Annotated in this window: 10 protein-coding genes; 6 read left to right on the top strand and 4 right to left on the bottom strand. The window is 60.9% G+C overall.

Annotated elements, in window-relative coordinates; genetic code table 11:
- Nucleotides 1-50: 50 nt before the first annotated feature.
- Nucleotides 51-1,493, bottom strand: a complete 1,443-nt coding sequence (gene aspA, locus BN1132_RS18285) for an aspartate ammonia-lyase (RefSeq protein ID WP_042079255.1) — start codon at nucleotides 1,491-1,493, stop codon at nucleotides 51-53.
- 446 nt (nucleotides 1,494-1,939) lie between these two features.
- Here aspA and BN1132_RS18280 point away from each other — a divergent pair, with 446 nt between their 5' ends.
- Nucleotides 1,940-2,416 carry an FxsA family protein gene (locus tag BN1132_RS18280; RefSeq protein ID WP_042079254.1) on the top strand — a complete coding sequence of 159 codons (477 nt, stop codon included), beginning with the start codon at nucleotides 1,940-1,942 and terminating at the stop codon, nucleotides 2,414-2,416.
- A 21-nt stretch (nucleotides 2,417-2,437) separates the two neighbouring features.
- Here the strand turns inward: BN1132_RS18280 and BN1132_RS18275 are convergent, their stop codons facing one another.
- Nucleotides 2,438-3,772 carry an MATE family efflux transporter gene (locus BN1132_RS18275; RefSeq protein ID WP_084203110.1) on the bottom strand — a complete coding sequence of 445 codons (1,335 nt, stop codon included), beginning with the start codon at nucleotides 3,770-3,772 and terminating at the stop codon, nucleotides 2,438-2,440.
- Nucleotides 3,773-4,014: 242 nt separating this feature from the next.
- Here BN1132_RS18275 and BN1132_RS18270 point away from each other — a divergent pair, with 242 nt between their 5' ends.
- The 5 genes from BN1132_RS18270 (at nucleotide 4,015) to BN1132_RS18250 (ending at nucleotide 8,783) form a co-directional block, all read left to right on the top strand.
- Complete coding sequence (locus BN1132_RS18270) at nucleotides 4,015-4,308, top strand: co-chaperone GroES (protein WP_005309514.1); 294 nt, start codon at nucleotides 4,015-4,017, stop codon at nucleotides 4,306-4,308.
- A gap of 40 nt (nucleotides 4,309-4,348) precedes the next feature.
- Nucleotides 4,349-5,983, top strand: coding sequence for a chaperonin GroEL (gene groL, locus BN1132_RS18265; RefSeq protein ID WP_042079252.1), 1,635 nt, complete (start codon nucleotides 4,349-4,351; stop codon nucleotides 5,981-5,983).
- 98 nt (nucleotides 5,984-6,081) lie between these two features.
- Nucleotides 6,082-6,579, top strand: coding sequence for a putative pterin-binding protein (locus BN1132_RS18260; protein ID WP_042079400.1), 498 nt, complete (start codon nucleotides 6,082-6,084; stop codon nucleotides 6,577-6,579).
- 25 nt (nucleotides 6,580-6,604) lie between these two features.
- Nucleotides 6,605-8,536, top strand: coding sequence for a putative bifunctional diguanylate cyclase/phosphodiesterase (locus BN1132_RS18255; protein ID WP_042079251.1), 1,932 nt, complete (start codon nucleotides 6,605-6,607; stop codon nucleotides 8,534-8,536).
- A 58-nt stretch (nucleotides 8,537-8,594) separates the two neighbouring features.
- Nucleotides 8,595-8,783 (top strand): hypothetical protein, encoded by a 189-nt coding sequence (locus tag BN1132_RS18250; RefSeq protein WP_042079250.1) that lies wholly within the window; start codon nucleotides 8,595-8,597, stop codon nucleotides 8,781-8,783.
- A gap of 86 nt (nucleotides 8,784-8,869) precedes the next feature.
- On the opposite strand, the gene rluA is transcribed toward BN1132_RS18250, so the two are convergent.
- Together rluA and rapA are read right to left on the bottom strand one after the other, a co-directional pair.
- Nucleotides 8,870-9,526 (bottom strand): bifunctional tRNA pseudouridine(32) synthase/23S rRNA pseudouridine(746) synthase RluA, encoded by a 657-nt coding sequence (rluA, locus tag BN1132_RS18245; RefSeq protein WP_042079249.1) that lies wholly within the window; start codon nucleotides 9,524-9,526, stop codon nucleotides 8,870-8,872.
- Nucleotides 9,527-9,640: 114 nt separating this feature from the next.
- The gene (rapA, locus tag BN1132_RS18240) at nucleotides 9,641-12,508 is read right to left on the bottom strand and encodes an RNA polymerase-associated protein RapA (RefSeq protein WP_042079248.1); all 2,868 of its coding nucleotides are present in this window, start codon (nucleotides 12,506-12,508) and stop codon (nucleotides 9,641-9,643) included.
- Between the last annotated feature and the right edge of the window lie 313 nt (nucleotides 12,509-12,821).

The raw sequence follows: 12,821 nt of genomic DNA, 5'->3' as shown, positions 1-12,821 counted from the left end.
GCTCGGGAATTGACTCTATGGGCCGGGATAACCCCGGCCCATCTGCTCGCTTATACGGTGGCTTCGCGGGTGTAACGCTTGGCCTTGTATTGCGGGTTCATCAGGTTCTCGATGGAGAGGATCTCGTCCAGCTGTTCGGCGGTCAGCAGGCCGCGTTCCAGCACGACTTCGCGGACGTTCTTGCCGGTCTGGGCGCAGATCTTGCCGACGATGTCCCCTTCATGGTGGCCGATGAAGGGGTTCAGGTAGGTCACGATGCCGATGGAGTTCAGCACGTGGTTCATGCAGATTTCCGGGTTGGCGGTGATCCCTTCCACGCACTTCTCGCGCAGGGAGATGCAGGCTTTTTCCATCAGGCTCAGGGATTCGAACATGGCCTGACCAATGACCGGCTCCATGACGTTCAGCTGCAGCTGACCGGCTTCGGCGGCGAAGGTGATGGTGACGTCGTTGCCGAATACCTTGAAGCAGGACTGGTTGACCACTTCCGGAATGACCGGGTTGACCTTGGCCGGCATGATGGAGGAACCGGCCTGCATTTCCGGCAGGTTGATCTCTTTGAGCGCGGTGCGCGGACCGGAGGAGAGCAGACGCAGGTCGTTACAGATCTTGGAGAGCTTCATGGCCATGCGCTTGATGGCGCCGTGCAGCATCACGTAGGCGCCGCAGTCGGATGTGGCTTCGATCAGATCCTCGGCCGGTACGTAGGCACGACCGGTGATCTCGGCCAGGCGCTTGATGGCCAGGGCGGAGTACTCGGGCGGGGTGTTCAGACCGGTACCGATGGCGGTGGCGCCCAGGTTCACTTCCAGCAGCAGCTCCTGGCAGCGCTTGATGGACTTGATCTCCTCGCGCAGGGTGACGGCGAAGGCGTGGAACTCCTGGCCCAGGGTCATGGGCACGGCGTCCTGCAGCTGGGTACGGCCCATCTTCAGGATGCTCTTGAACTCCTTGGCCTTGACGTCGAAGGCGGCGATCAGCGCTTCCAGAGCGTGCAGGGTGGTGTCTGTGCTGTTGACCACGGCCACGCGGAAACCGGTGGGGTAGGCATCGTTGGTGGACTGGCACTTGTTGACGTGATCGTTCGGGTTGATGACGTCGTAGCGGCCCTTCTCCAGCCCCATCAGCTCGAGGGCGATGTTGGCAAGCACCTCGTTGGTGTTCATGTTGACGGAGGTGCCGGCGCCGCCCTGGTAGACGTCGACCGGGAACTGGTCGAAGCATTTGCCGGTGTTCAGCATCAGGTCGCAGGCTTCGATGATCTTGTCGGCGATCTCGGGACGAATGGTCCCCAGCTCACCGTTGGCCAGTGCGGCGGCCTTCTTGGTCAGGACCATGCCACGGACGAATTCGGGAACGTCAGAAATCTTCTGAGTGCTGATCTTGAAGTTCTCGACGGCGCGCAGGGTGTGCACTCCGTAATAGAGGTCGTTGGAAACTTCTTTGGTGCCCAGCAGGTCTTCTTCAATGCGGACGTTCTTGATGTCGCTCATTGTAATGCCTCAGAAATCAGATAAATGGAAACGATCCTCACCGAGTGGTCGCGATTTCCCTACGCACATTTCATCCTGAAGCACCACACATCGGGTGGGGCAGTTGGGAGCCCGTGCTCCCTGTGCAATGACTGGTGTTGATCTTACCTCAATCGGGGTATCTGGTATTAGACCTGGATCACTAAATTTGAGGCGACCCCAAATTTCTTGTGGTCATTAAACAGATATTGCAATCGAGCGATTAACTGTGACAGAACAATCATTTCGATCCCAGTTGGCAAGGAAAATATTTTTCCGGATCCCGGGCGGTGAGGCGGGACGGGCTTGAAAAATGGCCAGATGTCCCCACCTTGATGTCAGGAGACCCGTTCCGCTGCCCCCACAGGAGCCCTGCTCCGCCGACGGCATCCCGTTCGGGACCATTCATTCATTGCACTGAGGTTGCTATGGGCAAGTTGTTACTGTTGTTGGTTGGCCTGGTATTGCTGGAGCTCACCGTGATGATCGAGGTGGGGTCCGTGATCGGCGCCTTGCCGACCGTGGGCTTGCTGGTGCTGACCGCAGTGCTGGGCTCCTCCCTGGTGCGCAGCGAGGGGATCAAGACCCTGTTCAGCGCCCAGCAGAAGATGCAGCAGGGGGAGATGCCTGGCCGCGAGGTGATGGGCGGCATGATGCTGGCGCTGGCTGGCCTCTTGCTGATCATCCCGGGCTTCGTGACCGACTTCTTCGGCATACTGCTGTTGCAGCCCTGGCTGCGCAACCGCCTGGCCGACAAGCTGATCGGCAGCAACCAGTTCAGGATGCAGATGGGGGGCTTCCAGACCCGCCAGCAGCCGTTCGAGCCGGCGCCAGGGGATGACAGACCCGGACAGCCCCCGCGTGGCGGCAACACCATCGAAGGGGAGTTCGAGCGCAAGGAGTAAACCTCCCTCCACAGCGTCACCTCAGGGCGCCCCCTGATGACACAGTCGCTCGAACCGGCGGTGGGCATAGCCCCAGGCCAACAGGCCCGCCGCTAGGTTCGCCAGCAGTATCCCCAGATAGATCCCCTGTTCTCCCCCCAGCCTTGCCCCCAGCCAGGCCCCTGGCAGCAGGAAGCCAAACAACCTGATGCCGTTGATCAGCAGTGACACAGTGGAGGCCCTGACCCCGTTGAGCGCCGAGGCCAGCAGCATCACCATGCCCTGAAAACCGTAGCCGATGGGTACCAGATGCAGATAGAGCACGATGAGGCGCACGACTTGCGGATGATCGCTGAACAGCTCGGCGATGGTGGGGGCCAGCGGCCAGACGAGGCCGTAGACTCCGAGCTGGAACAGCAGGGCGAAGCGCATGCAGAGCAGCAGGGCCGCCTTGGCACGGGCCGGATTGCCCGCCCCGCAGTTCTGCGAGACGAAGGGGGCCAGCACGGAGGAGAGCGCCATCATCACGATCAGCAGCAGGGCCTCGACCCGGGATGCCGCGCCGTAGGCGGCCACCACCTCGGTACCCAGGCCGGCGAAGATCACCATCAGCACGGCGTTGGCCAGGGGATTGAGCATGTTGGTGAAGGAGGCCGGCACCGCCACCTGCAGCAGAGCCCGCCAGTGGGCCAGCAGTTGAGGGCGGGGGGAGAGGCGCCAGGTCAGCAGCTTCTCCCGCTTGCGCAGCAGATGGAGGCTGACCAGCATGGCCATCAACCAGGAGAGGGAGGTGGCGATGGCGGCCCCCCGTATGCCCCATTCGGGGAAAGGGCCGGACCCGAAGATGAGCAGGGGATCCAGCACGCCGTTGACCAGGCCGGCCACCCCCATCACCAGGCTGGGGGTCTTGGTGTCCCCCGTGGTCCGGAGGGCGGCATTGCCGACCATGGGCACGACCAGCAGGGGGACGGTCAGGTACCAGATCAGCATGTAGTCGTGAATGAGGGAGATGAGCTCGGCACTGGCCCCCAGCAGGCTGAACAGCGGGGTAATGGTCAGCGCCCCCAGCAGGGCGAGCAGGGTCACCAGCACGACGGCGAGGAACAGGCAGTCTGTGGTGATGCGGGCCGCCTCGTCGTGGCGACCCTGGCCCAGGGCATGGCCGAGCAGGGCGCACAGGCCCGCCCCCAGCCCCATGGTTAGCGACGTCACCACGAAGGTGACCGGGAAGGTGAAACTGATGGCCGCCAGCGCCTGGGTACCCAGCATGCCGATGAAGAAGGTATCGACCAGGTTGAAGGCCAGGATGGCGATGATGCCGAGGATCATGGGGCCCGTCATGCGCAGCAGTACTGGCGTCATGGGGGCGATCAGCATGGGATTGGGTCGGCTCAAGGCAATGTCTCTACGTGCTTTGGGCCTGAATGCTGGCCGTGTCCATCCGCCTTCCTGATTGGGGGTGGGTGATCAATCAAAGGCGTTCATAGTACGTGAAAATATTTTTTTTGTATTTGCCCTTGAAGGGCTAACCAGATTGCCCCAGATCAGGGGCATAACAAATTTGGCCGACTGCGGCCATTCCTCAAGCAACACAGAGACTCATTTTGGGAGAGTTATCGATGAAAATTCGTCCACTGCACGACCGCGTCATCATCAAGCGCATCGAAGCTGAAGCCAAATCCGCTGGCGGTATCGTCTTGACTGGCACTGCGGCCCAGAAGTCCACCCGTGGTGAAGTTCTTGCCGTGGGGACTGGTCGAATTCTGGACAATGGGGATGTCAAGGCCCTCGCCGTCAAGGTGGGTGACAAGGTGATCTTCAACGAAGGCTACGGCGTGAAGACCGAGAAGCTGGATGGCCAGGACGTGCTGATCCTGTCCGAGACCGACATCCTGGCGATTGTCGAAGAGTAATCACTCCCCTTTTCCCGAATTGATTTAAGGATTGAAGAACATGGCAGCTAAAGAAGTTAAGTTTGGCAACGAAGCCCGCATCAAGATGCTGGAAGGCGTGAACATCCTGGCCGATGCCGTCAAGGTGACCCTGGGCCCGAAAGGCCGCAACGTGGTACTGGACAAGTCCTTCGGCGCCCCGACAATCACCAAGGATGGCGTCTCCGTTGCCCGCGAAATCGAACTGGAAGACAAGTTCCAGAACATGGGCGCCCAGATGGTCAAGGAAGTCGCTTCCAAGGCCAACGATGCCGCCGGTGATGGTACCACTACCGCCACCGTACTGGCTCAGGCCATCGTCAACGAAGGCCTGAAGGCCGTTGCCGCCGGCATGAACCCCATGGATCTGAAGCGCGGCATCGACAAGGCCGTGACCGCCGCCGTCGCCGAGCTGCAGGCGCTGTCCACCCCTTGTGCCGACAACAACGCCATCGCCCAGGTCGGGACCATCTCCGCCAACTCCGACGAGAAGGTGGGCGCCCTGATCGCCGAAGCCATGGACAAGGTCGGCCGTGACGGCGTCATCACCGTCGAAGATGGCCAGGGTCTGGAAGATGAGCTGGCAGTCGTTGAAGGCATGCAGTTCGACCGCGGCTACCTCTCCCCCTACTTCGTCAACAAGCCGGAAACCGGTGCCGTCGAGCTGGATGACCCCTTCATCCTGCTGGTGGACAAGAAGGTCTCCAACATCCGCGAAATGCTGCCGGTGCTGGAAGGCGTGGCCAAGGCGGGCAAACCGCTGATCATCGTGGCCGAAGACGTGGAAGGCGAAGCGCTGGCGACCCTGGTGGTCAACACCATGCGTGGCATCGTGAAAGTGGCTGCCGTCAAGGCACCGGGCTTTGGCGATCGTCGCAAGGCCATGCTGCAGGATATCGCCATCCTGACCGGCGGTACCGTGATCTCCGAAGAAGTGGGCATGGAGCTGGAAAAAGCGACCCTGGAAGACCTGGGCCGTGCCAAGCGCATCGTCATCACCAAAGAGAACACCACCATCATCGATGGCGTGGGTGATGCCGCCCTGATCGAGAGCCGCGTGGCCCAGATCCGTCAGCAGATCGAAGAGACCTCTTCCGACTACGATCGCGAGAAGCTGCAAGAGCGCGTGGCCAAGCTGGCCGGCGGTGTTGCCGTGATCAAGGTGGGTGCCGCCACCGAAGTCGAGATGAAAGAGAAGAAAGCCCGTGTCGACGACGCCCTGCACGCGACCCGTGCCGCCGTTGAAGAGGGTGTGGTTGCCGGTGGTGGTGTGGCGCTGGTGCGCGTGGCCGCCAAGCTGGCCTCCCTGCGCGGTGACAACGAAGACCAGAACGTGGGTATCAAGGTCGCCCTGCGCGCCATGGAAGCCCCGCTGCGTCAGATCGTCATCAATGCCGGTGAGGAAGCCTCCGTCATCGCCAATGCCGTGAAGAACGGCGAAGGCAACTTCGGCTACAACGCCTACACCGAACAGTATGGCGACATGCTGGCCATGGGTATCCTGGATCCGACCAAGGTCACCCGTTCCGCCCTGCAGTTCGCCTCTTCCGTGGCCGGCCTGATGATCACCACAGAGTGCATGATCTCCGAGCTGCCGAAGAAAGATGCCCCTGCCATGCCTGATATGGGTGGCATGGGTGGCATGGGTATGATGTAATCCTGCCTGCCATAGTTATCGAACGGCTCGCTTTTGCGGGCCGTTTTTTTTAGTGCTACTAAGCTGAAGTTATTGATAGTGAAATGATTGAGGTGAACATGCGATATTTAGGTCTGTTGCCGTTACTCTTCGCCCTTGTCGTGCCTGGCGTGACCCTGGCCGCCCCGCAGGGGCCGGTGATCCTCAAGGTGACGGGGAACCTGGATCCCTCCAACCCGGCGGATGGGGAGGTGCTGCTCGACATGGCGATGATCCAGGCGCTGCCACAGCACGAGATAGTGACGAGCAATCCCTGGGTGGACAAGCCGCACAAGTACGTGGGGCCCAGGTTGGCGGATGTATTGACGGCCGTGAAGGCCAATGGCAAGAGCATCACGCTCACCGCCCTGAACAGTTTCCAGATACGGATCAACTGGGATAAGGTCAGGCAATACGATCCCATCCTGGCCTGGCAGGACGACGGGGTGACCATGCGGGTACGTGACAAGGGGCCACTCTGGTTTATCCTGCCACTGGATCAGCATCCCGAACTCAAGCGTTCCGAGTTCACAGACATGATGATCTGGCAACTGAGTGCGATCGATATTCAGCAGTAGAGACGGTGGTTTACGGGAGTCATGGGTGAAAGCGAAGACCAGGGCCTGGCCCTTACTTGGCGTTCTTTATCTATCCATTCTGTTGTTCACGGGTAGCACTCTGTATTGCCTGGTGCAGATACAGAATGCGACCCGGGTGATGGAAAAGTACACCTATGACGTCTCCTGGGCCCTGATGCAGCTGCAGCTGGAGCTGGGCCGATTTCTCAATGCCGTCGAGATTTACCACTATGGCGGACTCGATCACGAGTCCCTGCTGCTGCGCTATGACATCCTGTGGAGCCGAACTCCCATTCTGCTGGGCGGGCAACTGCGCAAGAGCCTGGGGGACAATCCGAAGACGCTGCGGCTGGTGCAGCTGACCGAGAGCAGCATCCGCAAGCTGGAGCCTGAGCTGACCAGGCTGAAGCCGGGGACGCCGGACTACCAGCAGATCATGATGACCCTTGCGCCCTTGCAGGAGCCGCTCTCCTACTCCCTTGCCTCCATGATGCAGAAGAACATCAACGTCTATTCGGGCAATGACAAGCGCTTCGGCCAGCTGCGCGATGCGCTGTTGTTCATGGTGCTGGGCCTGGTGATCTCCGTTATTCTGCTCAGCGGTCTGCTGGTGCGGGAGGCGAGGCGCCATTTCCGGATGGCCCGGGTCGACGCACTGACCGGATTGCCGAATCGGCTGGCCCTGCTGGAGAAGATGGAGTCCTATGTCACCCGCGATACCTCCTTCGGTCTGGTGCTGGTCGATATCAACGATTTTCGGGACATCAACAGCAAGTTCGGCTACAACACCGGGGACATCCTGCTGCAAGAGCTGGCGAAGCGGCTGCGAGCCCTGTGCGAGAACGGCGAGTGGGTGGCGCGTCTCGGGGGCGATCAGCTTGCCATGCTGCAACGGGAGGGCAGCGATCTGCGCCAGGTCAGGGAACTGGTGGCCAGAGTGCTCCACTCCATCAAGCAAGACATCATCATCGACAACTATCCCTTCCGGCTGGAGGTGGGCATAGGCATCGCCTTCTTCCCCACGGACAGCAACCAGACCCAGGAACTGCTGAGCCGGGCGGAGCAGGCCCTGTCCCACAGTCGCAAGACCCATGTCCCCTACGTCATTTACGACAGCTCGCTGCTCAACGAGACGGCCAGACGCAAGCACCTGGCCTCCGATATGGTGATGGCGCTCGAGCACAATGCCCTCGAGCTCTATTACCAGCCCATCGTCAATCTGGAGAGCGGACGCTGCGAGGCCGTCGAGGCGCTGCTGCGCTGGCGCCACCCCGAACTGGGCTTCATCCCCCCCAACGAGGTGATCCAGGTGGCGGAGGAGTTCCAACTGGCCGAGAAGCTGGGGAGCTGGATCCTGAACACGGCGTGCGAGCAGCTCCATCAGTGGCAGCACTTGGGGCTGGTGGATCTGCAGATGTGCGTCAACATCTCTCCCGGCATGTACCAGCGCAACCTGCTGAAGCTGGTGGCCCGGGCCCTTATGGAACACCACATCCCCGCCGCCAGCCTGGTGCTGGAGGTGACGGAAGACACCACCATGCGCGAGGTGAAGAACTCCCTGCAGTTGATGCAGGACCTCAGCCAGCAGGGGGTGCACTTGGCGCTGGACGACTTCGGAACTGGCTACTCCTCCCTCAGCTACCTGCAGAAGCTGCCGGTGAGCAAGGTGAAGATAGACAGATCCTTCATCCAGGGCATCGATACCTCCATCGAGGCGGCCGAGCTGGTGGCCAACATCTGCCGGATGGGCTCCATGCTGGGCAAGAAGCTGGTGTGTGAAGGGATCGAAACCCAGGGCCAGCTCGACGTGCTACGCTCCCTGACCGATATCCACCTGTACGGCCAAGGTTATCTGTTCAGTCGCCCGGAGCATGCTGAAAAGGCCTATCAGACCTTGCTGGAGATGGAGGAGCGCTGGCTGGCGCGGCGTTCGCCGGACAAGGCATATCTGCGCTGAGCGATATGGCTCATGTCTCACCGGGCCCGGCCGATAGTCTCTTGGCAGGAGGTACACAATGGATATTTCTAGCTCTGCAAATGCGTCGTTCGGTTCTGCTCTGATGGTGGCCAGCCTGGCCAAGAAGCAGCAGACCCAGGAGGGCGAATCCGCACTGAAACTGCTGGAAACGGCAGCGCAATCCGCACCGGCAGTGCCGACATCGGCCAGCGCTTCCCTCGGAAGCAGGATCGACATTCGCGTCTGATCTGAACGAAAAAGCCCCCATCTCTCGATGGGGGCTTTCTTTTTTTATTGGGCTTTACCAGACGATTTCCCTGAGTCGGTCGATGTTCAGACCGGGAAGGGAGCCGGCGCCTCGAAGGTCATCCGCTCGCCGCTGCGGGGGTGGCTGATGGTCAGACTGGCCGCATGCAGATAAAGGTGCGGTGCCGCCGCCAGCGCATCCGGGTTGGCGTAGAGGTTATCGCCGAGGATGGGGTGACCCAGCTCCAGCATATGAACCCGCAGCTGATGGGAGCGACCGGTAATCGGGGTCAGCTTGATCAGGCTGTTGCCATTCTCCACCTTCAGCTTCTGCCACAGGGTCAGGGCATGGCGCCCCTCCTCAAAATCCACCTTCTGCTTCGGCCGGTTGGGCCAGTCGACGCAGAGCGGCAGATCCACCTCACCCGCATCCTGTTCCGGTTCACCCCACACCCAGGCGAGGTAGTGCTTCTCGGTTTCCCGCTCGCGGAATTGCCGGCTCAGCTCCCGATGGGCGTTGGGATTGAGGGGGATAACCAGCACGCCTGTGGTCGCCATGTCGAGACGATGGGCCGCCGCCGCCTTGGGGTGTTGCTGCTTCACTCGATGGAGCACGCTGTCTTCATTCTCGGGGCCGCGCCCGGGCACGCTCAGCAGGCCGGTGGGCTTGTTGACCACCATGATGTCCTTGTCCTTGAACAGGATATCGAGCCAGGGTTCCAGGGGCGGTGAATATTCAAACATAGCGTCTCGCATCTTCAATCAAGGGGCGAACCCCATCAGTTATGGGTAACCGCGATATAGCGGCACTGGGTACCCAGCTTGAGCTGAGTCTGGCCGCCGTCGATCGGCTCCTTGTCAGTTATGGGTGACCACAATAAAGCGAATGGCATCCAGCTTGAGCTGAGTCTGGTCGATCAGGTGGTGCAATTCTGCCTGCAGATTGCGCAGATAATCCAGCTCGCTGTCGCGCACATTCGGATTGACCGCCTTGAGCGCCTCCAGACGATCCAGATCCTGCAGCAGGGTCTGCGCCATCTGGGCACGGGCCTTGTCGACAATCCCGGCCTTCAGCCCTTCGGCAATGGCCTGACCCTGGCCGATGAGGCCGTGGATCACCGGCTGGGATGCGGTGACCAGCTTGCTGCCGAGGTGGCGGTTGACCGGCGTCAACTGGCGATTGAAGGCATCGAATGCCACCTTGTCGCCCAGGTTGTTGCCGCTCTTGTCCATCAGCAGCCGGATCGGGGTCGGCGGCATGAAGCGGTAAAGCTGGGGATGAGCCGCGGACTCGGCGACGAAGATCAGCTCCAGCAGGATGGAACCGACCGGCAGCGCCTTGTTCTTGAGCAGAGCCACCGAGGTGGCACCGATCTCGGAGCCGAGGATCAGGTCGATACCGCCGCGCATCATGGGGTGATCCCAGGAGAGGAACGACATATCGTCCCGCGACAGGGCGGTGGTGCGATCAAAGGTGATGGTCATGCCGTCTTGCGGCAGCCCCGGGAAGCTGGGCACCAGCATGTGATCGCCCGGCATCAGCACCAGGGCATTCTCGCCGCGATCGTCCTGATTGACGCCGATCTCGTCGAACATCTTGAGAGCAAAGGAGATCATGCCGGTGTCGTCATCTTCGGCGGCCAGCTTCTCGACCAGCTGTTTGGCGGCTTCGCCACCGCTGGAGTGGATCTCCAGCAGGCGATCGCGGCCCTGTTCCAGCTTGGCCTTGAGCGGCTCGTGTAACTCGCGGGTGCGGGTCAGCAGCGCTTCTAGGGGCGCCTGATCACCGGTATTGGCAGCCAGCAGCTCGAACAGCTCGTCACACACCGCTTCAAACACCGGGCGGGCGGTCGGGCAGGTCTGCTCGAACGCATCCAGACCATCGTGATACCAGAGCTGCAGGGCGCGCTGGGAGGTGCCCTCCAGATAGGGAACGTGGATTTCGACGGTGTTCTGCTGACCGATGCGATCGAGACGGCCGATCCGCTGTTCCAGCAGATCCGGGTTGAGGGGCAGATCGAACAGTACCAGATGGCTGGCAAACTGGAAGTTGCGACCCTCGGAGCCGATCTCGGAGCAGAGCAGCACCTGGGCGCCACCCTCCTGCTGGGCGAAATAGGCGGAGGCCTTGTCTCGCTCGAGGATGGACATCCCCTCGTGGAACACGGCGGCGCGGATCCCCTCGCGGGTACGCAGCGCCTCTTCCAGGGCGATGGCGGTGGCCGCTTCGGAGCAGATCACCAGCACCTTCTTCTGACGGGCGCCGAGCAGCAGCTCCAGCAGCCAGTCGACGCGCGGGTCGAACTGGGTCCAGCTGGCGTTGTCACCTTCGAACTGCTGGAAGATCTTCTCGGGATAGAGGTAGCGCAGGGCGCGGGTCTGCAGATCACCGCCGTTGCCCCCCATCATGCCCATCACCTTGATGGCGGTCTTGTACTGTTCCGGCAGCGGCATGGGGTAGACGTTGAGATGGCGCTCGGGGAAGCCCTGGATGTTGGCGCGGCTGTTGCGAAACAGCACCCGGCCGGTGCCGTGTTGATCCAGCAGCTTGGCGACCGCCTGTTGGCGGGCGGCGGCATCGCTCAGATCCAGTCCTTCCAGCTGGCTGGCGAGGAGCTGTTTGGCTTCATCGCTCAGCGTCTCGCCATCCAGCAATTCCTGGGCGGCGCTCGCGACCTGACCATAGGCCTGCTCCTCGGCGAGGAAGGCGTCGTAGTCGTAGAAGCGCTCCGGGTCGAGCAGGCGCAGACGGGCGAAGTGGCTCTGGTGGCCCAGCTGATCCGGGGTGGCGGTGAGCAGCAGCACGCCAGGCACCTGTTCGGCCAGCGCCTCCACCATCTCGTAGGCACGGCTCGGCGCCTCCTCGCTCCACTCCAGATGGTGCGCCTCGTCGACGACCAGCAGATCCCACTCGGCTTCCAGCACCTGCTCGAAGCGACGGCGCTTCTTGCGCAGGAAGTCGAGGCTGCAGATCACCAGCTGTTCGGTCTCGAAGGGATTCTCCGCATCGGCGAACGCCTCGACGCAGCGCTCCTCATCGAACAGGGAGAAATGCAGGTTAAAGCGGCGGAGCATTTCGACCAGCCACTGGTGCTGCAGGGTTTCGGGAAGCAGGATGAGCACGCGATGGGCACGGCCGGAGAGCAGTTGCTGATGGATGATCATACCCGCTTCTATGGTCTTGCCCAGGCCCACCTCATCGGCCAGCAGCACGCGCGGGGCGTAGCGGTGACCCACTTCGTGAGCGATATAAAGCTGGTGCGGGATCAGGCTGACTTTACCGCCCGCCAGGCCGCGAGTCGGGTTGCGACGACGCTGGTGCTGGTTGACCAGCGCCTCATAACGCAGGGTGAAACGGGACATGCGGTCGATTTGACCGGCGAACAGACGATCCTGCGGCTTGTTGAACTTGATGAAGTTGTTGAGAAACACTTCCTTGAGGACGACAGGCTCATCGGTGTCGGTGCGCGTGCCGACATATATAAGCAGGCCGTCTTTCTCCTGCACTTCTTCGACCGTCATGGTCCAGTCTTCGTGACTGGCTATCTGATCGCCCACATTGAAGCTGACCCGGGTCACCGGCGCCTCTTCTTTGGCATACATGCGGTTTTCACCGGTAGCCGGAAACAACAGGGTAACCATGCGTCCTTCAACAGCAACGACTGTTCCCAAACCCAGATCCGTCTCTGTATCACTGATCCAACGCTGGCCAAGTGCAAAAGGCATTAAACTCTCCAAAGCCCAAGAGTGTGAGAATCGCAAAGGGGCGCTATGTTACCCGAAGGCGGGAGCCCGATCATCATGGTTATGGCGTTCTGAAAAGCCAATTCGATACAACCTTGATCCGTCGACATCACTTATCCCCCTATAAATATAAAACGCGAGCGAATGGCACCCTTATTGGCTGCCAGTACAGCACATTGCTGCATTAGTGAGCGAACGAACCGTGAGTGTCATCTTTTTGCAATAATCTCCTTGCCAGAACAAATCCGCTCCCTATAATGCGCCTCCATCGACACGGCAAGCGGCAACGCAAACA

It is taken from the genome of Aeromonas sanarellii, assembly GCF_000820085.1.
GTDB classification, from domain to species: Bacteria; Pseudomonadota; Gammaproteobacteria; order Enterobacterales; family Aeromonadaceae; genus Aeromonas; species Aeromonas sanarellii.
The sequence above is the reverse complement of the archived record's forward strand: the minus strand, read 5'-3'. Positions and strand labels throughout refer to the sequence as shown.

Bases quoted from the DNA above. Each gene is read 5' to 3' on its own strand.
- aspA (WP_042079255.1), bottom strand. From the start codon at position 1,493: ATGAGCGACATCAAGAACGTCCGCATTGAAGAAGACCTGCTGGGCACC.
- BN1132_RS18280 (WP_042079254.1), top strand. From the start codon at position 1,940: ATGGGCAAGTTGTTACTGTTGTTGGTTGGCCTGGTATTGCTGGAGCTC.
- BN1132_RS18275 (WP_084203110.1), bottom strand. From the start codon at position 3,772: ATGCTGATCGCCCCCATGACGCCAGTACTGCTGCGCATGACGGGCCCC.
- BN1132_RS18270 (WP_005309514.1), top strand. From the start codon at position 4,015: ATGAAAATTCGTCCACTGCACGACCGCGTCATCATCAAGCGCATCGAA.
- groL (WP_042079252.1), top strand. From the start codon at position 4,349: ATGGCAGCTAAAGAAGTTAAGTTTGGCAACGAAGCCCGCATCAAGATG.
- BN1132_RS18260 (WP_042079400.1), top strand. From the start codon at position 6,082: ATGCGATATTTAGGTCTGTTGCCGTTACTCTTCGCCCTTGTCGTGCCT.
- BN1132_RS18250 (WP_042079250.1), top strand. From the start codon at position 8,595: ATGGATATTTCTAGCTCTGCAAATGCGTCGTTCGGTTCTGCTCTGATG.
- rluA (WP_042079249.1), bottom strand. From the start codon at position 9,526: ATGTTTGAATATTCACCGCCCCTGGAACCCTGGCTCGATATCCTGTTC.
- rapA (WP_042079248.1), bottom strand. From the start codon at position 12,508: ATGCCTTTTGCACTTGGCCAGCGTTGGATCAGTGATACAGAGACGGAT.